The sequence below is a fragment of the Paenibacillus sp. FSL R7-0163 genome (assembly GCF_037969975.1).
GTDB classification, from domain to species: Bacteria; Bacillota; Bacilli; order Paenibacillales; family Paenibacillaceae; genus Paenibacillus_AQ; species Paenibacillus_AQ odorifer.
Window position 1 is genome coordinate 3,908,951 of the sequence record NZ_CP150224.1, and the last position, 21,042, is coordinate 3,929,992.

13 protein-coding genes are annotated in these 21,042 nt (G+C 42.2%); 4 read left to right on the forward strand and 9 right to left on the reverse strand.

Translation table 11 applies throughout. The annotated features are described in order from the left end of the window. Positions 1 to 5 precede the first annotated feature (5 nt). The 5 genes from NST45_RS17465 to NST45_RS17485 form a co-directional block, all read right to left on the reverse strand. Positions 6 to 6,194, reverse strand: a complete 6,189-nt coding sequence (locus tag NST45_RS17465; RefSeq protein WP_339823332.1) for an SGNH/GDSL hydrolase family protein — start codon at positions 6,192 to 6,194, stop codon at positions 6 to 8. A gap of 361 nt (positions 6,195 to 6,555) precedes the next feature. Then, positions 6,556 to 7,104, reverse strand: a complete 549-nt coding sequence (locus tag NST45_RS17470; protein ID WP_174890035.1) for a GNAT family protein — start codon at positions 7,102 to 7,104, stop codon at positions 6,556 to 6,558. Between the two features lie 148 nt (positions 7,105 to 7,252). Next, complete coding sequence (locus NST45_RS17475; RefSeq protein WP_036679241.1) at positions 7,253 to 9,088, reverse strand: UbiD family decarboxylase; 1,836 nt, start codon at positions 9,086 to 9,088, stop codon at positions 7,253 to 7,255. A 115-nt stretch (positions 9,089 to 9,203) separates the two neighbouring features. Then, the gene (locus tag NST45_RS17480; protein WP_036679239.1) at positions 9,204 to 9,725 is read right to left on the reverse strand and encodes a serine acetyltransferase; all 522 of its coding nucleotides are present in this window, start codon (positions 9,723 to 9,725) and stop codon (positions 9,204 to 9,206) included. Positions 9,726 to 9,986: 261 nt separating this feature from the next. Then, the gene (locus NST45_RS17485; RefSeq protein ID WP_036679238.1) at positions 9,987 to 13,745 is read right to left on the reverse strand and encodes an alpha-L-arabinofuranosidase C-terminal domain-containing protein; all 3,759 of its coding nucleotides are present in this window, start codon (positions 13,743 to 13,745) and stop codon (positions 9,987 to 9,989) included. Positions 13,746 to 13,969: 224 nt separating this feature from the next. Here NST45_RS17485 and NST45_RS17490 point away from each other — a divergent pair, with 224 nt between their 5' ends. Continuing rightward, complete coding sequence (locus NST45_RS17490) at positions 13,970 to 14,572, forward strand: GNAT family N-acetyltransferase (protein WP_235219423.1); 603 nt, start codon at positions 13,970 to 13,972, stop codon at positions 14,570 to 14,572. Positions 14,573 to 14,657: 85 nt separating this feature from the next. On the opposite strand, the gene NST45_RS17495 is transcribed toward NST45_RS17490, so the two are convergent. Together NST45_RS17495 and NST45_RS17500 are read right to left on the reverse strand one after the other, a co-directional pair. Further along, positions 14,658 to 15,095: a helix-turn-helix domain-containing protein gene (locus tag NST45_RS17495; protein ID WP_051491059.1), complete on the reverse strand. Its 438-nt coding sequence runs from the start codon at positions 15,093 to 15,095 to the stop codon at positions 14,658 to 14,660. 215 nt (positions 15,096 to 15,310) lie between these two features. Beyond that, positions 15,311 to 16,348 carry an NADH:flavin oxidoreductase/NADH oxidase gene (locus NST45_RS17500; protein ID WP_036679236.1) on the reverse strand — a complete coding sequence of 346 codons (1,038 nt, stop codon included), beginning with the start codon at positions 16,346 to 16,348 and terminating at the stop codon, positions 15,311 to 15,313. Between the two features lie 246 nt (positions 16,349 to 16,594). Between NST45_RS17500 and NST45_RS17505 the strand changes: the two genes are divergently transcribed. After that, on the forward strand, positions 16,595 to 16,975 hold the full coding sequence (locus NST45_RS17505; RefSeq protein WP_076098496.1) for a VOC family protein: 381 nt from the start codon (positions 16,595 to 16,597) through the stop codon (positions 16,973 to 16,975). A 32-nt stretch (positions 16,976 to 17,007) separates the two neighbouring features. Here the strand turns inward: NST45_RS17505 and NST45_RS17510 are convergent, their stop codons facing one another. Together NST45_RS17510 and NST45_RS17515 are read right to left on the reverse strand one after the other, a co-directional pair. Further along, entirely contained in the window at positions 17,008 to 17,658 is a 651-nt protein-coding gene (locus NST45_RS17510) for a suppressor of fused domain protein (RefSeq protein WP_038569717.1), read from the reverse strand. Between the two features lie 60 nt (positions 17,659 to 17,718). Beyond that, positions 17,719 to 18,810, reverse strand: coding sequence for an alpha/beta hydrolase (locus NST45_RS17515; RefSeq protein ID WP_076317058.1), 1,092 nt, complete (start codon positions 18,808 to 18,810; stop codon positions 17,719 to 17,721). Positions 18,811 to 18,990: 180 nt separating this feature from the next. Between NST45_RS17515 and coaA the strand changes: the two genes are divergently transcribed. Together coaA and NST45_RS17525 are read left to right on the forward strand one after the other, a co-directional pair. Next, on the forward strand, positions 18,991 to 19,926 hold the full coding sequence (coaA, locus tag NST45_RS17520; RefSeq protein WP_036679230.1) for a type I pantothenate kinase: 936 nt from the start codon (positions 18,991 to 18,993) through the stop codon (positions 19,924 to 19,926). A 166-nt stretch (positions 19,927 to 20,092) separates the two neighbouring features. After that, positions 20,093 to 21,037 carry a glycosyltransferase family 8 protein gene (locus tag NST45_RS17525; protein WP_076317059.1) on the forward strand — a complete coding sequence of 315 codons (945 nt, stop codon included), beginning with the start codon at positions 20,093 to 20,095 and terminating at the stop codon, positions 21,035 to 21,037. Positions 21,038 to 21,042: the final 5 nt, after the last annotated feature.

Here is a 21,042-nt window from a genome sequence, read left to right on the forward strand (position 1 = left end):
TTCAGTTATTTTACCGTAACTTTCATGATAACACTCTCATTTACCCCTTGATCATTCAACAGCTCAGCCCGGTATTCATAGACGCCTGGAGAACGGTTAGTAATAGAAGTAGAAGCCGTTTGTGCGTTTGGGGTGCCTGCTGTTAAAGTCTTAGTATCGATCAGTATTCCGTTCTCATACAAGCGATACTCTTTGCCGTTCATCCCCCACCATAAATTCATAGTCACTTTATACTCTCCATCGCCATCCCAGTTGTCATTGGACAACACCGGCTTAGCTGGTGCAGCATCCTTCACGATAACCACATGAGCAGCAGACACCGTTGTGCCAAAAGAATTGGTTAGCTCAGCCGTATAGGTGTAGGTTCCGTTTTCTTTTCCGGTAATATTAGTCACTGCAGTCTGTGCAGCTGGGGAATCATCACGTAAGGTTTGCGTGTCGATTAAGGCACCATTCTCATATAGCTTGTAGACCGTACCATTATTGCCCCACCACATATTCATTGTGATTTGGTAATCCCCGTCCAAAAGTCCTGTATCCTGCCCATTATTATTGGATAGAACCCATTGCCCCGGAACACCTGTAGCCTTCTGAGGTCCACTTACGACCACAATCACTTGTTCTGTCGTTGAGAGTCCAGCGTTATTAATGGCTGTTGCGATGAACGTATGCGCTCCCGCAAGTTCTGTGAGTGGAATCTCATCTCCATAAACTACAGGTTTACCATCAAAAGTAATATCCAGACTGCGAATACCAGACTCTGGATCTTCCGCTACGACCTGCACCTTCAATACATCCGTTTCACTCATTTGAGCAGAAGGTAAGCCAGAAATCGTAGGTGGTGTAGTATCTTCAGTTTCTCCCGGTGAGCCTACATATTGAATTTTTGGAGCCGCTGGTTGTTCCATCCCTTCACTAAGAAAGAATCCAGGGTGCGGAGGTTGATTATAGCCTACATTTTGCCAAGCTACTGCCAGGCGGTAGATCGGATCATGCATCAATGTGCGAATACGATAGTCTGTCATATCCGTTGTTGTGTAGATCCGTAGTTCAGAACTGTCCGTTGCCCGCCAGATCACTTCTTCACGCCAATCCCCGAACAGATCTGCCTGCAAGCTTGGATTCGCCTTGGTGCCATTATTTGAAGAAGCACCTACAGCCGTCAATAAGTTAACCGTTGTCTGATTGCTATAGTCCCACTTATCCACTCGATTAGCATCCAGTAATTCACGTAAAAGATCACCATCCCACCAAATACCAAAATTCGTGGAGGAAGGCAGTTTTTTAGTAATTAGTTCACCTTGCGCACTGTATAGGCCCGTAACAGGTATATGCTCCTCATTGGTGATCGTTGCAGCCCATACCTCTTCGCCAGCATATCGCGGATCAATATCCGCTGACATCCCCCGTCCAGTATCAATCCCCGTGAACACACCCCATAATATATCTCCTGTAGCTGCATCACGCATTTCAATCCCATACTTCGAATCGGTATGCTCATGAACATCAAAGACTTCCAGCCCGGGTCTGGTAGGATCAAGGTCCCCGAAATGAATTGCATCACCATGGCCAAGCTTTGTATTATACAGCGGCAACCCATCATCGTCGATTGCCATCGCACCGAAGGTTATTTCGTCCTTACCGTCGCCGTCCACATCTCCTACAGAAAGATTGTGGTTTCCTTGACCTACGAAGTCTCCATATCCTTCATCATTAGAATCGAAACGCCATACTTTCTCGAGCTTGCCCTCGCGATAATTGTAAGCTGCAAGTACAGTTCTAGTATAATAACCGCGGCTAAAAATCACGCTTGGCTGCTCGCCGTCTAAATAAGCTACAGCTGCCAAAAAGCGGTCTACACGGTTACCATAGGTATCCCCCCAAGCGCCAACATCTCCACGTGGCGGATCATAATCCACGGTATCCAAGGCCCGGCCTGTTGCCCCTTCGAACACCGTTAAATATTCATTGCCCAGCAGCACATAACCCGAACTGTTACGATAGTCTGCACTGGCATTGCCAATGACTTTTCCTTGACCGTCCACTGTGCCATCTGCCGTCTTGATCATAATGTCGGCACGTCCATCACTATCCAGATCATATACCAGGAATGGAGAATAGTGTGCACCGGCACGAATATTAGGCCCTAAATTAATCCGCCATAAGCGAGTTCCATCTAATTTATAAGCGTCCATATAGACAAGTCCAGTATACCCAGCTTGAGAGTTATCCTTGCTGTTCGAAGGTGACCACAACATGATGATTTCATATACACCATCACCGTCCAAATCACCTACACTTGCATCTCCCGCACTATACGTATACGGTTGACCATCCTTGGTGTAATCATCTGCTGGCTTTTGCAAAGGGATCGATAGATATTGCTTCTGCCATACGCTGAATGGTTCCGAAGCAGATTTCTCGACTCCATTGATTACTGATGTGATTCTATATTTGGCATCCTCCCTGCCTGTAATATCGAGATAGTTCGTGTTTTGAGTAATCAACGAATCATTTAGTTTCTTATCGCCACGATACAGATTGAATCCTATCGTTTCCGGATCCAGACCTAACATCCGCCAGCTGATATACACACCTTCATCTGTCTTAACCGCTACAGGCGCACGGTCCAGCGCCTCCATCTTCCGGTATAAAGTTGTCACCGCTGAGGTTTCCAACGTAGCGGATAGATCAGAGATGCCGCCTGCATTTACCGAGGCTACTTTGTAATAGTAAGGAATGGTAGTCAGAACGGTCATGTCTGTGTACGAAGCTTCGAATGATTTGCCGATCAGGATGAACTCACCGTCTGCGGATTTCGCACGATAAATGTTGAACATCCGTGCATCCGGTACCTCATTCCAAGTAAAGGTCACATCATTTTTGTTCGTAGATTGTACAGCTAGACCACTAGGTACGGGTGCTTTTGCTACGGAGGGATCAATCATAGACACTTTTAGCGCATTAGAGCCTACGGATTCCAGTCCCGTGCTGTCGACCGAAGTTACCGTATAGATATATTCCATACCAATATCCGCAGTGGTATCTGCGTAGAACGGCTCTATTGTCTCGCCCAGCAGCTCTGCACTATTCGCAACCGTAGCCTGACGATATATACGGTATTTCAGCGCACCCTCCATACTGTCCCAAGAAAGATTAGCTGTAATAGGCTCACTGTTTAAATCCAGGCTACCCAGTTTCAGATTCGTTGGGGCTAATAATAACGGTGTGATCTCCAGCCCATTGAGATGAGCGGTTGTGCCACTAAAGACAAGATTCATCTGCCCGTCTTTGACAGCAATCTGGTTATACAGCTTCTCAGCAATATTTTCCTTACCTGAGGAGACTGTTCCGTAATCTTTGCCTTCAATGGCTACATTCGTCTTAGCAGATCCAATCCAATCTCCTGTATAAGTCTTAACAGAATAATAACCATTGGGTAAATCAACTTTGAATTCATACGATCCTCCAAAATAAATCACAAAATCTCTGCGCAGATCGTCCGTCGCATTTCCCCGATCCCGATCAATCATCCCTGCACTCGAGGTCAAACCATATCCTCGTTCTGGGGTATATAGGACATTCACATTCACTTCCGTATAACCCGCAGCAACGGGTGAACCAACAGGTCCGAAATCATAACGATACTGAGCGGATTTCGTAGTCAGCTTCACTTCATCTGAAGGCTCAGACTCTCCTAGCCCATTCACTGCAGTCACTCTTACCGAGTAGCTTTGACCTTCAACCAACCCGCTTAATGTCAATGAAGGGACAGTTGAAGTTCCCGCTAATGTATAAGCAGATTCGGCTTCTGCCGCTAGCTTACGATAGATTTTATAGATATCTGTACCTTCTACTGTATTCCATTTCAGTACTGCACCTGCATTACTGATACTCCCAGCTACAAGTCCTTCAGGCTTCGCTGGCACCGTTTCCGGCTGTTTGATGTCCTGCACAAAGCTGGAGAGTGGAATATTTAATTCCCCTATTCCTTTGGCCAGCAGACGGGCCATTTGAATGGCTCCGTACTCTTGAAAGTGAGTATCGTCTGTCGAGCCATTTGGGAAAGCACCATATATCCCTGCATCGAGGTGAAGGAATACAGAGCGTGTAGCTGCAAAACCGATAGAATTGTAATAAGCTACACTGAGTGCGCTAAGATCGACCAAGTCAACATCCAACTCACTTGCTACTTCTTTCATAGCCTGCACATATTCTGGAAAGCTCACATTAAATTTTTCACTCGCGGCATTATAATCTCTGCGGCCCATGGGAGTCACCAGAATCGGAGTTGCTCCTCTTTGCCTAGCTCCATTGACATAAGTTTTTAAATAAACTTTGTAATCGGCTGGAGAAGCATATCGGTCTGGAACGCTAATCGTTGCGTCATTATGACCAAACTGGATAAGGAAATAGTCGCCCGGTTGGATCTTACGCAGGACTTCATCCAGCCTTCCCTCGACCATAAATGACTTAGAGCTGCGGCCTCCGATAGCGTGATTCTTAAACGTTACTTCCTCACTAAAGAAATCAGGAATCATTTGTCCCCAGCCTGCTTGTGGTATCCAATAAGGATCATAAGTCTGCACGGTTGAATCACCCGCAATATAAACTGTTGGCAATTCATTAGCAGGACGGTCTGGCTGCTTAGTAATCACCAGTGCATTGATATTAGGCTTAGTGCCAGAGAACACCAAGTTCATTTGTCCATCCACCAAAGCGATGTCAAAGCTCATTTCCAAATACTGGCCTGCTGTTTTGCTCGTCTGTTGAACTTTTTGAATGGATTCTACTTTGATGCCAATCTCTGTATCTCCGGCGCTGTCACCAGCGATAAGTGAAACTGTATAGTCGCCATTCGGTAAATCTACATTAAAAGTTGCATCCTTAGGGACCACAAAATCTGAACGCAAAGGATCTGAGGTTCCTCGGTCTACCCCAGTTACTTTCGATATATCTGTAAATCCATATTTGACCTCAGAGGAATAAGATACCCCTGCATCTGCCTTAAGATAACCTTCAGCCACAGCACCTGGGCCAAAATCAAAGGAATAAACATCTCCTTCTGGCAAAGTTCCAGGAGGCGTATACACGGCACTTTCCACCTTGTTAGATAGCTCTGATTCTCCTTGGCCATTGGCTGCCTTCACCCCATAATATTGCCGTTTTGAGGTGTCCGCTGAGGCATCCGTAAATGTCGTCTTCTCTGACTGACCAATCTCATGGAATGTTCCATCTGCTGCATCAGACCTTAAGATCGTATAGCGGTTTGCTCCAGCCACACTGTTCCAACTCAGTTGAACAGAACTTACACCTACACTGACAATTGAAAGACCGGTTGGTGCTGCGGGAACCTCTACCCCCGGAATTTTGTCTACTGTCACAGATGCGCTCAAAACAGACTCCTCACCCTTTCCATTTACAGCTGACACATTGTAAATGTAACCACTGCCTTCATCTACATCTGAATCCACGAAGCTGTTAGCAGCAACTTGACCTATGGCTTGAAGGGTTCCACTAGGAAGAACCGTTCGATAAATATTGTAATAGACTGCTTCTGTCACGCTGCCCCACCCCAGAGATACCTCAGTGGGGGTGATATTATGAACCACTAATCCCTCAGGGGCTTTCAATGGACCTGGTACAATCTGCTGAATAATTAGTCCATTTAAATATCCGCCAACCCCTGTACCCGTAATGCCGACAGTTAGTTGACCATCTTGAACAGTCGTCCGATAGGTAGCTTGATTTACAGCTTGCTTGCTGCTTATCGACCCAGCCGTGCTACCTTCCAAAGTAATCGTAGTTTTGGTTGTACTTGTACCCGCTAGTAAATCTCCTGAGTATACAGTCACATCGTAATCCCCATTAGGAAGATCCACCAAAAAAGAATAGGACAGTCCCAATACAAAATCGTTGGTCATACCGTCTCCACCCGAACGATTCCTCGAAGCAACCGCCTGATCTAAACCATACCCTAGCTCATTCGTATATAACTTAGATTCATGCACGCCTGTATAACCACTCATAACAGGACTTGTTGCTGTTCCAAAATCATATTGCAAGGTTATTGGGCCTGAAGCTGCACTGGCCTGTTGCCCCCCAAATGTTGTAGATGGAAGTATTGATGAACAAATGAAGATCCACGACAATAACACCATAAATATTTTATTTCCAAGTTTATTCCTCTTCATCTTCCGTGCTTCACCCGCTTTCTTATGATTGAAAGAACTTAGTACGCATCTAGCCCTGTTGTAGTAAACGCTTACAATAAGCTTCGTTGTCATTCGTTCTTCAAATATAAGTTCACTTCGTGCGCGTATCCCCTCCTCTTTGCTCAGGCAGCTGTATGGTAGATGATTCCAGTTTTACTCATATCCAACACGATACTACCACCTAAGTGTCACTCTGAACATTTAAAAAACAGATTTTATCATACACTAAACCGTTCAATTTCTTCGCCTATAGTTATAAAAACCTACGATTTGGTAAGCAGTTAGGACAGAAGAATCAGTGAGGGGACACCCGCCTTTTGAGATCACGACAACAGTTTTGCTATTCCTTCATCCTTAACCATTCACTTCTGAGCAATCCATAGGAATAAGTATCATGCCAGATTGGCTCTCCATTACTATCGTATTTAAAATAACCCGTCTGCAAAAAATGTCCTTCTCGACGAAGCTTCAATCGTTCAAGCAGTTTCCATGAGCGTGTATTTTCGGGATCACAGTTCGCAATCACACGTCTCATTTTCAGATTATCAAAGCCATAGTTTAACAATTGATTACAAGCCTCTGTAGCATACCCGCTTCCCTGAAAATCAGGGTTAAAAACATATCCAAATTCCCAAACGCCAAAAGCCTTTGGTTCGCTCGCTTGAAAATATAAGTTGCCGATCATTTTGGTCGTAGATTTAAGACAGACTGCCCAAAAAGCACGGTCCGATGACCGTCTGAGCGCCTCAGTGCGAGATTCATCTGCACTAAACAAGGAATAGGGCTCATATTTCACAACACTTTCTTGCGACAAATATTCATGAAGGTCTTTCCAATCCTCTGCTGAGAACCTTCTAATCCATAAACGTTCGGTTTCCATAATTTCCATCAGAACAACACTTCCCCAATATTAATAGTAAATATATACCATACACCCCATAATACCCCTATGCCTTTTTTATTTCATATGAGCAAAATCATTTCACAAACAGCAAATAGGCCTCCTTGGATTCCCAAGAAGGCTGATGAATGTTTCTCTATATCTTAACTCCGCTTAAACTGCCACCTGACGCAAATAATCGTTCGATATGCTTCTGAACGGTTGGGTCTGGGATCAGTGGTGGGGCTTGATGGGGTTTTACCCGAGCATCAATAATCACGTTATCACAGGACCAATGTTTATACTCAGTAGAACTGTTCACTCCATAGATATCATGAGATGGATTACTGCGGGTAAACGTCGCCCATAGGAAATTGTCGATCTTTTCACTCAAAAACTCGCTATCATCACACAAAATAATCATTGGACAAGAAGGAAGTGCCCCTTGCTCCTGAATAGCTTCACTAAGCTTGTTCATTTCCAATGCTGCTTCAGCGTAGCTTGTGAATTTAGCACCTTGAAGGGCAACAAGACCAGGCATCACCATTCGTGCATGTCCAAATCCCTGTAATTCTTTAAGCATGCCCGGTACCTCTGTACATAGCTCTCTTTTCTTATCCCCTACTGCTGCGAAGATCACTTTACTTCCGCTGTTTAATCCTGTGCCGGAATAATCAAGCGTATCAATCGTGGTGTTGGTATAGAAATGAATATCTCTACGAAGATTAATCCGCTCCAAGATATACGTCAAGAAATCCTCGATATTATGTGTACTGATAGGCTGATTTTCTTCTGCAGTAATAAACAAAAACTTAGCTAAACTAAGCTGACCCGTACCTAAAATCCGGTTAGCAATGGTCAGAATTTCCGCTGGCTGCTTTACTTGCTGATAAGGCGTATAACGTTCACTGCCAATGGCGAACAGCAGGGGATGAACACCCGCAGCATCGACTGCATGAACTTCTTTGACGCCCGGAATTTCTTGGCGGATAGCCCCACCTGTCAGCTCGTGAATTAACTCACCAAACGCGGTATCTTCCTGTGGCGGCCGACCGACAACCGTAAATGGAAAGATTGCATTTTTTCTGGCGTACACTTTATGTACTCTCATTACTGGGAAAGGGTGAACCAAGCTATAATAGCCTAAATGGTCGCCAAATGGCCCCTCCGGCTTCGTCTCACCAGGGTGAATTTCACCTGTTATCACAAAGTCCGCATCATTGCTGATACAGTAACCATCCACATAGCTATAGCTGAAATGGCGTCCTGATAATAAACCTGCAACGATCATCTCACTCATTCCCTCAGGCAAAGGCATAACCGCCGATAAGGAGTGAGCGGGTGGCCCACCGATAAAACAACTCACTTTAAGCGGTTGTCCTTGGCGGTTCGCTTTTTCCTGATGTACGCCAATGCCGCGATGAATTTGATAATGAATGCCCACTTCTTTATTTAATTCATACTCATTTCCAGTCAGCTGCACACGGTACATTCCCAGATTGGAATTCATAATGCCCGGCTTGTCCGGATCTTCTGAATACACCTGCGGCAAGGTTACAAAAGCACCACCATCTCCCGGCCAATGTGTGATTAGCGGAAGATCAGAGATACTAATTTCCTGGAAACCGCTTGGCAGACCTCCTGGCTTTTTAATAGGCAATGCTTTTCTCGCGGATAATCCGGTTCCAACATATTTAAATGGATTTTTGAGTGCTTTTACGGGATCGTTGCGAAGGGCAATTACGTTATGTGTGGAGTCCCAAGTCCGCCGAAAGATAAACTTACTGCGCTCTAGCGTTCCAAAAAGGTTAGATACGGCCCGAAACTTCGAGCCTTTTACATTCTCAAATAATAATGCGGGTCCACCAGCCTCATAAACCTTTAGGTGAATCGCCGCCATCTCTAGATAAGGGTCCACCTCTTCACGAATCCGAACTAAATGTCCGTGTTTCTCTAAATCATTAACACACTCTTCTAAATTGCTATATTTCATTTCATTACTCCGATCTCTAGAAGGTTATTACAAGATTACTTGGATGCTTTAATTATACCCTGTAAGATATTAAAATAAAGCGCACGCGTACCCTATGTACTAGAACCTAACGTCTTTATCTTGTATTCTCTGGTTTCGGTTCACTCCGCAATATATTTTTAGCAGGAATACCTACTGCCGAAGCATTATCCGGCACATCCTTTACCACTACAGACATGGCCCCGATATTAACATCGTTACCAATGACAACCGGTCCAAGAATCTTGGAGCCTACTCCAATAAAAGCTCTGTCTCCAATCACAGGCTCTCCTAAGTTATTTCTCCCGCCAATCGTCACTTGATGAAAAATAGTAGCATGGCTTCCAAGCACCGCTTTAGGACTAATGATAATCCCATTTAAACCATGCGGTAAATGAAGCGCATCACCAATTTGAGCTTGAGCGTGAAGCTCTCCATTTGCAAGAATACGGACAAAAAGCACATCCATTATTCGATATAAAAGCCACAAAGGTTTTCGCACGATGCCATTCTTCACTCGATAATACACCCAATTTCCATAACGATAAGTAAACAAGGCCATAATCGTTTGAGGATTTTTCAGATTTGCTTTCCAGTCCGTTTTGAATGATTTCATCATTTTATCGTTCTCCTTTTTAGGGGCTAGGGTATGCACTGTATTCTGGAGTAATGAAGGGCAGCTGTGGATAAAACATCTGGGAGGATCGCGGGCTGGAGGGTCAGTCGGTGATTGTACTTTCACCAGTGTAAGATAGATTTTGAGATTCATCAAGCAAGTGGACAGTTCTCTCTATATAATCATCAACCGATTTAGAGGCTTGTTAAACAACAACACGCGCCGAACAAAAAGATCGGCGCGTGTTGGAAAGCATATTTTCTATTAAATCAGATCCAGAACAATCACATTTACGGAATTGGCAGCTAGCTTCACAACTGCCGTGTCTTTATCAATTACGATTTCTGTTTCGACTGGTGTAACCTTCTCATCATTTTTTCTGTTCACATTAGGTGTATGAACCAGTGAGGCGTCTCCAGTTAAGGTAATCCGTTTACCAGTAGCAGCTACTTTTAAACCTTTTAGATCAAGCTTCGTTGCTTTTTCTACACCATCCGCATTTACAAGCTTCACATAAAGATGCTTATCATCTTTAGTTACGGAATTATATACCTCTCTGTTATAAGCCTCAAGCTTATAATCCAGTACTTTGCTTGTTACCTTGCCATCTGTATAAGAGCAAATCAAATGTTTGCCATCTGCTCCGCCATAATTAACGGTGATAGTATATTCCGTATGATCCGCAAGCTCTTCATAGCAACTGGCTCTCAGGTTACCAGCAGCGGTACTAGAGGAATAATCGCCCAGAGTATAAGCCTCAATCCCTTGCTTGTACACCTTGACTCCTGTGGCATCACCATTATAGCCAATCGCATATTCGATGACATCTTTATTTTCCGGTGAGATTTCTGTCAGACCTGCGCCTACATAGAAGCCATCTTCGCCAGAAGCTTTTTCAGCTACAACCTCTACTTTATAATTAGTCCACGCGTCATTAAGGATATACAATCCATTCAGTCCGCCATTCTGCGCTTTCAATACCAGACCTTTGGAAGGATCAATCGTATATCCGGCAGAGCCAGGAATCACTTTCCAAGCTTCATTCAGCGGCTGCGTGAAATCTTGATCCAACCAAACACTGCCATCTACATTCGAGGTCACTTTCACCCGTTTCACGATCACAGCTGATTTCCCGGCAGCCACTTCAATTCCTCCATGAGGAATGAGGTCTACCTTCTCCCCGTTGCGATAAGTCGAAAATGAGGTGCCAACCACTTTGGTTCCCAGGTATTTAGCATACAGCTGCTGAACATAATAGTTCGGTGTGTACCATACGGTCTCATCATCGAACCAGATGCAATCCGGTGTCCATCTATAGGTGCCATCTGTCAGAACCTTGTTGAACAATGGTGCCGTTGCCGCCAATCTAATCACATCAGAGTTATTCTCGAAGCTGGACATAATCGCTGCCTCAGCAACAGCTCCTGCCAATGTGTTTTTATCTGTGGAAGCATATTCACCCACAAAAACCTTTGAAGTTTCAGCCTCATCCAAGCTGCCGTCTTCCTTATAGGCTCTGTAATAGTAGTTGTAACGATCAGCATTCTCTAACAAATACTCATTGGAACGGTAGTAATGCTCATCCGCAATGGTATCCATGTAGTTCTTTTGTTTTTCGTACCAGGTAACAGTCTCTTCGATGCTCGATGTACCATCCGTAAAGCTGATTTTTTCCGAGCCCTGTAAATTTCCGCTTAGGAATTTCCAACCTTGCTGGTAAGCATCATCATCTGCCTGTGCACCCACGGTAGAGAGAATAGTCAATTCATGATCAGGATAGTTCTTCACCATATACTCATCAATCACTGTTTTAAAATATTCGAAGTTGGCAAAAAACTCTGTACCCCAGTTTTCATTCCCCACACCCAAATAACGCAGGTCAAACGCTGCTTCATGGCCCATCTTTTTACGCAATGCAGCCCACTCATTATTGTCAAAATCCATGCTAATCGCAAAATCAATCAGATCCGTAAAGTTCTTCACATAATAATCTCTTAACGCACCGCCAGCTGGATTCGCATAATCCGAACGAGCTTGACAGAGTACGCCGCAGGCCATAACCGGAAGTGGTGTTGCGTTCAAATCCTCGGCTAATTGGAAATACTCCATATATCCAAGACCCATGGTCATCATGTAGCCCCATACGTTATAGTTCTCTTTGCGCAATTCGATATCGTTGACGGACTCTTTCCAATCGTACACGTTCTCCCAAATGTGAGAACCTTCAGAAATACAACCCCCAGGGAAACGCAGGAATGTAGGATGAAGATCAACGAGTGCATTCACTAAGTCTTTTCTTAATCTATAGTTTGGATTTCCTTTATAGTTAGCATGAGCTGTAGCAGAACGTTCCTCTTCACCAGCGCCCCAAACGTCATCAGGAATTAAGGATACCATATCAATGGAGATCTCACCGTTAAAGGTTAACGCCAGCTGACCAAGCACAGTTTCAGACCCTGTTAATACAAGCTTAGAATCGACACCATACTTCTTCCAGTTGCCGTCACCGTTTACTTCAACAACTGCAGTATCGCTGATGGCTTTACCGTCTTTGTCGAGCAATTGCAAGGTAATTGTGCCTGCTGCTTCAGCCTTCGCCCAGATTGTGAAGTTGTACTTGGCATCTTCCTTAATAAACATCGAGCAGTGCTGATTGGAATCCGCAAAACCTCTATTATTAATAGTCGCGCCATCCGCTACCGTCACATAATGAGCATTCATATCTTTATCTTCGATGCCGAAGAAATCGTTTAATCCGCCTGTATTATGGACAGTCATTTTCTCTGTATCCCCAGACCATGCGTGAAGAGGTGTATAATTTCTTCCGGTGGAAGCACCATGTACACCACATACATGCGAATAGCTGTCAAAAGCAAAAGATTCGAAGGAGCGATTCTGCACTAGCTCTGCATAGATCCCACCGTCTGCTGCGTTGTTAATGTCCTCATAGAATAAACCATATAGAATTTGGCTAACATCCAAAATCTCCTGATTACCATCAATAGTTAAGGTGTATGGTGGCAAATCTTCCGGAAGCACAGACACCGTGAAGCTCTTTTCTACTGTACTAGCTCCCTTTTTCAAATGTGCTGTAAGCGTTACGCCTTGAGCAGATTGAACTCCTTTATTCACAACACCTTCATTAGAAATGACTTTGGAATCGCTGGATACCCAAGATACGTCAACTTTTCCGCCCATCAGCGAAACTGGCAACTCAATATCTTTGGTAATGATCGAGCTTGGGAAGGTTAAGTATTTATCTTTTGCAAGCTTTACGATATCTTCATCCGTCAAAGATTCGCACATGATTTCAATCACTTCATCTTGAGTTAAACCTGCTTTATATACACGGAAGTCCGAAATATAGCCGCTAAAATCAACATCTGCCGCGTATTGGGATTTCCCGATTGTATTATTGCTATAATTCTGTTGATCTTCAAAAGTAGCAAACCATGTACGCAGCTTAGCATATGTGCCACTCGAGGTTTGGCTGATCATTCCATCCGCAACTACTTCACCATTTACATACATCACAGGACCTGCACTGCTTAGTGTTCCACCTTCTGTACCTGTAACTGCAAAGGAAACATGTACCCATTCATCAGTCGCAAAGGATTTCCCTGGATCTGCGATTAAGTCTTCCCCTGCAAAACAAGTCCCCCGCAAATTGCGAGTTACGAAAATATAAGGTCCTGTTTCACCTTTACCAAAATCAAAGATTCTTTCCCATAAGCTTGAAGCTTTGCTTACATACATCCATGTCGAAATTGTAATTCCTGTATGGTCACTGACCTCTTTAAGCAGATCGTTAGGTAATGAAATATAGGATGTGCCATGTTCTCCCCCAGCAAGCGAAACAGCTTGTCTACCTGCTACGGATTTAATAGCCGGCAGCGTAGTACCTGAAGCGGTTCCATCATTGCCGTTCCCCGAGAAATCTTGACCTACATCCTCTGGATTATCAAACTTATAATGCGCAATTAGACTACCATTAATAAATTTGTTACCGTTGTCATTTTTCATAAAATATCACCTGTTATCTTTATAGTAGAAATCTTAAAAACCAAACAATACTAGTTCATTGCCGTTTATACGAAACATAATAACATATTTTATAGTCAATTAATATATTAACCAATTAATATTTATGTGAAATAAAAGAAAACAAATTTTATAATCAAATATTACCAAATCAATCATTTATTCCATGGTAAAATATCTGTTAGTTAATAAAGGAGTGGTGAAAGTTGAGCGAAGCTGTGAATGAAAAGGCCAATTCTAGTGATTTATTTACGATTGATTGTAAAGATATTTTTCTGCGGGAATATAGTGTGGAGGATTTAGAGGAGTTTCATGCGCTTACTCTACAGCCTGAAATTATTGAATTCTTGCCAGAGTGGAATGTTCCTAAAGAACAACGGTTGGACTGGTTAATAAACTATGAAATAAAAGAGAACCAGCAATTTCTTCAAGTGATCTCAGTGGGCGGAGATATCGGAGAGCTTCGTCTTCGTTTAGGCATTATTTTAAAAGTGTCCGGTGAGTTTATTGGTTGGTGTTGTACAGGAATTAAGGAGGAATTGCCCGTTCCTAACAGAGAGATTATGTATGCCATATCCAAGGATCATCGCGGTAAAGGCTACACTACTCAAGCTGCCAAGGGATTAATTAAGTATTTGTTTGATAATAGCTCTACCGATGTATTAAACGCCATTGCTCTGAAACACAATATCCCGTCTAATAGAGTCATTCAAAAATGTGGTTTCGAGCTTCTTGACGAGATTACAATTGAACATGAAGACTATAATTATTACCGGCTTTCCCAGCAACAGTGGGATGAACAGGTATGATGTAAATAGCGCCTTACACTAAAAAACCTCTGTATGGGAAATGGAGATTCGGTCCATTTACCAAAACAGAGGTTTTATTGTGAATTCATGACTGTTGCTTCATGCGAAGCATTTGATCCAAAAGCTCTTTCACATCTTTTTCTGGAAAAGCTGCAAGCAGGGTCTCTTGAAAGGTATCTTGTGCACGAAGGAGCTTGTCTTCGCCAATGGCAGTCAAGGCAGTATAGATACTTCTGCGATCAGCATCACACGCTTTTCTTTCTAAAGCGCCACAGCCTTTGGCCTCAAACCGACTAACCAGTCGGGAAACTGCACTCTGGCTTAAACCCACCATAGCTTCGAGTTTCTGCAATTTCAGTTTCTTCTCCGGCGCTTCCGATAAAAATAACAGCAAATAAAATTCTTTTAAGGATAAGCCATGTTTGGCTTGTAGATTAGCTTCCAATTCATTCGTCACATTCATTTGTATATGCGTTAACGTCAACCAACTCGTTATAAGGTCATTGTTAAGAATGTCGTCCATTTTATTATTCATCTCCCGGGTGTATGGCTTTTCATGATTTTTTCCTTCTATATAATAGTACTACAATCCACAACCATACATAAAGTATAGGTTCGATACTTATACTTTATTTTATTTTAAAAAAGAGGAGAGACCGTTTCTCCAAGAAGCCGGCCCCTCCACACTTTACAATTATTTTGTTTGGACTTCAGACTTCATACCATTTATATTAGTCTTTACCCATTAATTCTTGGAAACCCGAAAGTATACTGTCTAGGAATGCCGGCATCTTTCTGAAGTTCAACCCCAGCTTCCAGCGTCCAGTATGGATTTCTCAGCATGCCCCGGCCCACGGCAACAAGATCAGCTTCCTCATTCCCAATCACGGCATTAGCAAGTACAGGCTCATCCAATCTGCCAACCGCAATAACCGGAACATTCAAGCCATACTTGATTTCTCTGGCCAAAGGAACCTGATAAGCTGCATGCGTCCCTGGTTTCCCGGCAGCTGCGATAGGACCTTCACCACCTGCACTGATATGGAAAATATCTGCGCCTGCTTCTTTGTAAGCTTTACTAAATTCCAAGCTTTCTTTGATACCGTACCCGCCCTCAACATATTCTTGGGCGGAGATACGCATAATCAATGGCATTCCTTCCGGCATTTCACTTTTTGCTGCGCGAATGACTTCTGTACCAAATAGTGTTAAATCCTTGCCGTATTCATCTGTTCTTTGATTGGTTAGAGGGGAATGGAACTGATGAATAAGGTAACCATGCGCTCCATGAAGCTCGATAACATCAAATCCCGCTTGTATCGCCCGCTTCACGCCCAACCGGAATTTCTCAACCATAGCTTTCACTTCTTCAGTTGTTAATGCACGTGGTGTTTTGGAGTCAGCGTCAAAAGGAACGTTAGATGAGGATACAGGAACTGCTGCATCTTCTGCTTTACGTCCGGCGTGTGCAATTTGAATACCTACTTTAGCGCCATAAGAATGACAAGCTTCAACGATTCTGGCCAGTGCAGGAATTTGCTCATCAGACCAAATGCCAAGATCAAAATCAGTAATCCGTCCATCAGGCTCCACGTCCGTCATTTCAATAATAATTAATCCGGTTCCGCCAACGGCGCGACTTACGTAATGATTATAATGCCAATCCGTAGCAATTCCGTCTTTGTTAGACACTGAATACTGACACATTGGAGGCATAACCACGCGGTTCTTCAGTTTCAAATCCTTCAATTCATACGGGGTGAACAAGTCCTTCATGATATCTCTCCTCTTTATAAAAAACTAAGTATAGTATGATCAATGCTTCCAGTGAACATGAGTTTCTAAGTTCATCTTATATATAATATTTATAAATGCATGCTCATGCATGTATATTATTATATAACAGCGATGGTGTCAACCGTGAATAATCTTCTGCTTAATGGAAACTCCATGTATTGTTGAAACTTCTACCTTGAGGTAATATATGGATATCTATTTTTCTTTGAAAGGATGACCTCACTCGTGGACAAAAAGCTCTTACAATCGCATAGTATTTTCCCTACCTTGAATATTGAGCAAACTGCTGCCTTCTATAGCCAGTACTTAGGTTTTAAAGCTGTGCCCTATTTAGATACACAAGAACCACATCTTTGTTTGTATCGCGACGATACAGAGATTATCCTTACGCAATCCCATGGACAAAAGGTCATTCCCAATCGAGAGTTGTACGGTTATGGATACGATGCCTATTTCATTACGAAGCAGCAAGAAGAGTTGGAGAAGGAGTTCGAAGCCGCCGGTGTTCATATTGTTCGTTCTTTATCAAACACCGATTATAATAACAAAGAATTTGTGATCGAAGATGTAGATGGTCGCTGGATTGCTTTTGGAATCAAAAAATAAAAAAAACGGCTCTCAGCCGTTTTTTCTTGTATTTAAAAGAGTCCCCATAACTTCTTACAACTATTTTTACGGGAAGGATCCAAAACATCCGTAACCCCAATCTTATTTAACTTGTGTAGTAACTCTTCCTCGCTATGCTTGATTTTATAATCTAACTCCTCCCCATAGAGCGGAATTAACGTATAAAAGTGCACCACTTTCTCACGGGTCATTTCTAAATTAAAGAAACCGGCTTTATCTTTTACATCTGGAACCCAAACGAACATCCCTTGAAATCCTGTATCCTCACTATAAGGCTGGGCGGGATTACCGTTCACAAGCGTATGCCCCATATAAAGCCATGTATTATATTCATGCGGAAACCTAGCCATTGTTTTCAGGGCCCGAATCGGCCAATAATTCCGTTCATCCTTAAACGCCTCATCCGACAGCTTCCAGGTAGGAGGGAGACAAATCATTATTTCAGCATATTGATATTCTTCTGCACCTTCTGGCACCGTCATCGGTAATTCGCTCATTCCAGAAGTAATTAAAGTATAGAAGTTCCGCTCAGGCGTCGGATCAAGAATTAGAATATCTATCGACAGAACACCTGAAATAATTTCTTTAAAAACATTATCAATAACACCTATGTATTTTTCAATATGATTACATATTTTCTCATTAGACTGAGCAGAATGCATTCATAATTCCCTCCCTTATATATGTTTATCGGTATAAACAAAGGAGAGTTTATTGCTAATTTACAGAATTTCTTCTCCACTACCATGGATCTCACAAAAATCTTTATGAACACTACTAATTAATGCCGAATAACCTTGCCCCTGATCTAAAAGATGTTCCAAAAGGAACTTACTTATAAGCTCATTTAAGCAAGTATGAATTTCACAGGTTCTTTGTTTTAAAGTCTCTCCTTCCTCATAAAGAGGCAGATCGCTAAATGACATATGTGTAGCATTTCGTATTTTTAGAAAAGATTTATATCCGTTCCAATTCTGAAAAAGCGCCTCTTGTCCTTTGATGAAATCATTTGCCAGTTTCTCCTGTAATATATTACTTAAGGATTCTAAGGTCGAGGCCTTTTGCCTTAATACAAGAAGCGGCACAGTATTGTTCTTCTCTTCATTCTCAATATATAAGTGCATGCTTGCATCTAATAAAATAGCAGCTTTAATTCTATCGTCTTCCATAGTTAAATCTAATGCAGTAGCACCACCGATGGAATGGCCGATAATACCAATCTTATTCATATCAAATAAGCCCTTCACATCTTTATCCATAGAATTAAGCGTGGACAGGTGATCCAGAACGTATTGAATATCTTTTTTTCGAATGGAGATTAAGTAATGTAAATCGGTATAATCCGCAGCTTTTATTTGCCTCATGGCTTCGGATTGATTAATAAATTCTCCACTAGGGCAAACAGTAAACATAGCTTCGTACGCAGCACTGACCGTTACCACTATGAAACCTTGCTTGGCCAACGCTTCTATATTATAAATATACATATCTCTATCTAAACCTAATGCAGGTGAATAGATGATGACTGGATAGGAGCGTTTGGATTTGCTTTGAAAGGTTCGATCGCTGATTGAGGTTGATAATGTATTTATGATTTCCATATTCATGCCAATATCTTGTAGAAGCTCTCTCGCCTGTTGTTCACAGGGCCCGAAAAGCTCCATATACTTCATTGCAGATGCGTTTTTATTTAATACACCCTCTGTATCCGGATAATAAATACTTATAACTATTTTCCTTCCCTCTGACTCTTCTTGGAACGTTTCCGTGCGTGTGTAATCCTTCAATAATTCAACTTTTCGAAAAACTCCCATTGCTCCACCCCATTCTTCCTAATATTCTATATTTTAATTGATTTTCCCATTTACTGAAATGCAATCTCCTTAATGTCCATAATAATGTCGATTACAATGAATGGAATGAAGCTGTATGAACGGTTATAATACCTAAGTGCATAAGAAATCTCTAAAAACTTCAGGGATGTGGAAAATTTAATGGTGAATAATTCAGCATATACACTTTATTTACGTGAGGATTGGAAAAAACTAAGCGATTTCACCGCTATCCAATTATCAGAAGAAGAACTTATGGAAGTCCAAAGTATTAATGAAAAAATCTCCAGCGAGGATGTTAACGAGGTCTATCTTCCTCTGTCCAATCTGCTAAATCTGCAACTTCTATCTGCTCATAAATTTAATGAATCTATAAATCACTTTCTGAACAATGATGTAAAAAAAGGTCCATTTATCATAGGCATCGCGGGAAGTGTCGCTGTTGGCAAAAGCACTACGGCCAGACTCCTACAAAAACTTCTCTCACAATTACCTTCCCATCCAAAGGTGGATTTAGTTACGACTGATGGGTTTCTACATCCCAACGCAGAGCTGGAAAAGCGCGGTATAATGACGAAAAAGGGCTTTCCTGAAAGCTACGACACGCGTAGTTTAATTTCTTTTTTAACGGATGTGAAGTCTGGGGTGCCGCGGGTCCAAAGCCCTGTATACTCTCACTTAACTTATGATATTGTGCCAGATGAATATATTACGATTGAGAATCCGGATATTCTAATTGTTGAGGGCTTAAATGTTCTTCAGACTGCGATTACAAATAATCATAATATGCCTAACTATTTTGTATCTGATTTTTTTGATTTTTCTATTTATGTGGATGCTGATGTAAACGATATCGAGACATGGTACATTGATCGGTTTATTAAGCTCAGAGATACTGCCTTCCAAGATGAACAATCTTATTTCAAAAAATATGCACAGCTGTCTCTAGAGGAATCTATTGAAATCTCAAAGCGGATCTGGAAAGAAATAAACTACGTTAATTTGCAGCAAAATATTCTGCCCACCCGAAATCGTGCGGATCTTATAATGCATAAGGACAACAATCATCACGTAGATCGAATTAAGCTGCGAAAATAAAGATTGAAGTCCTTAGCCGACCAAGTTGCTGAGATTCAGCACTTGGTTTTTTTGGTGCTCACATCAAATTGGGTGAATATTCTGGGTTTAATGTCTCTGTCCTCTGATCAAGGCGAACGTATACTGTGGTACATTCGTACACAAACGTGAAGAGAGGATAAATCAAATGATCGATATCGCCTTGGCTTTTCAAGATAAGGATGGGAAATATGCTGAACATGCCGGAGTCGTTCTAGCGTCAATTTTTCATCATACGAGTTCCCCAATTCATATTCATATTTTACATGATGTTTCTTTAAGTGAAACTAATAAGCGCAGGCTTAGCGCATTAACTACAAAACATAATCATACCCTTAGCTTTTATTCAATCACTATGCCTGATGATCTAACTCAGGTGCTAGCCAATGTTAACTCCATTAATGTATGGACGCAGGCATGCATGTATCGATTGCTTCTTCCTGCACTAATACCCGTGGACAAAATCATCTATCTGGACTGCGATGTATTAGTGAATATGGACATTACTGAATTATGGCAGGTTGAATTGAATGACAAGTATTTGGCCGCAATTTGGGACCAGGGGATTAGAGAGGTTGCTCATATTGTGAGCGCTAAGGGATTAAATCCTGAGCTTTATTTTAATTCCGGAGTGATTTTATTTTCTTTGCATAATATCCGCCAGAATACCAACTGGTACGAAGAAATGCTAACCTTCCTACGTACCTTTCCTGATGTCACCATGCCAGATCAGGATGTTCTGAATGCGGTTTTTGGTGGGAATTACCTCCCCCTAGATATCCGTTTTAATTCGTTCAACACAAACATTCCGGACCATGATTTCACTAACAAAATCATCCATTTTGCCGGAGATGATAAATGCTGGAATAAAGATTCCGCGGGTTCATCCCTATATCAGCAATTCCTAAAGCTAACCCCTTGGAGAATCACCAGAGCCAAAATCAGACGAAGAAAACGGAAAAGCAGCCCTTTAAAACCACACCTCACCCGAAAAAGAAACAAGCAGAAAATAAAAATTGTTCAGTTGAACTTAACCCCTATTCTTTTATCCGATTTAAAACAAATTAGACCGATTAGAAAAAGCCCCATTTGATATGG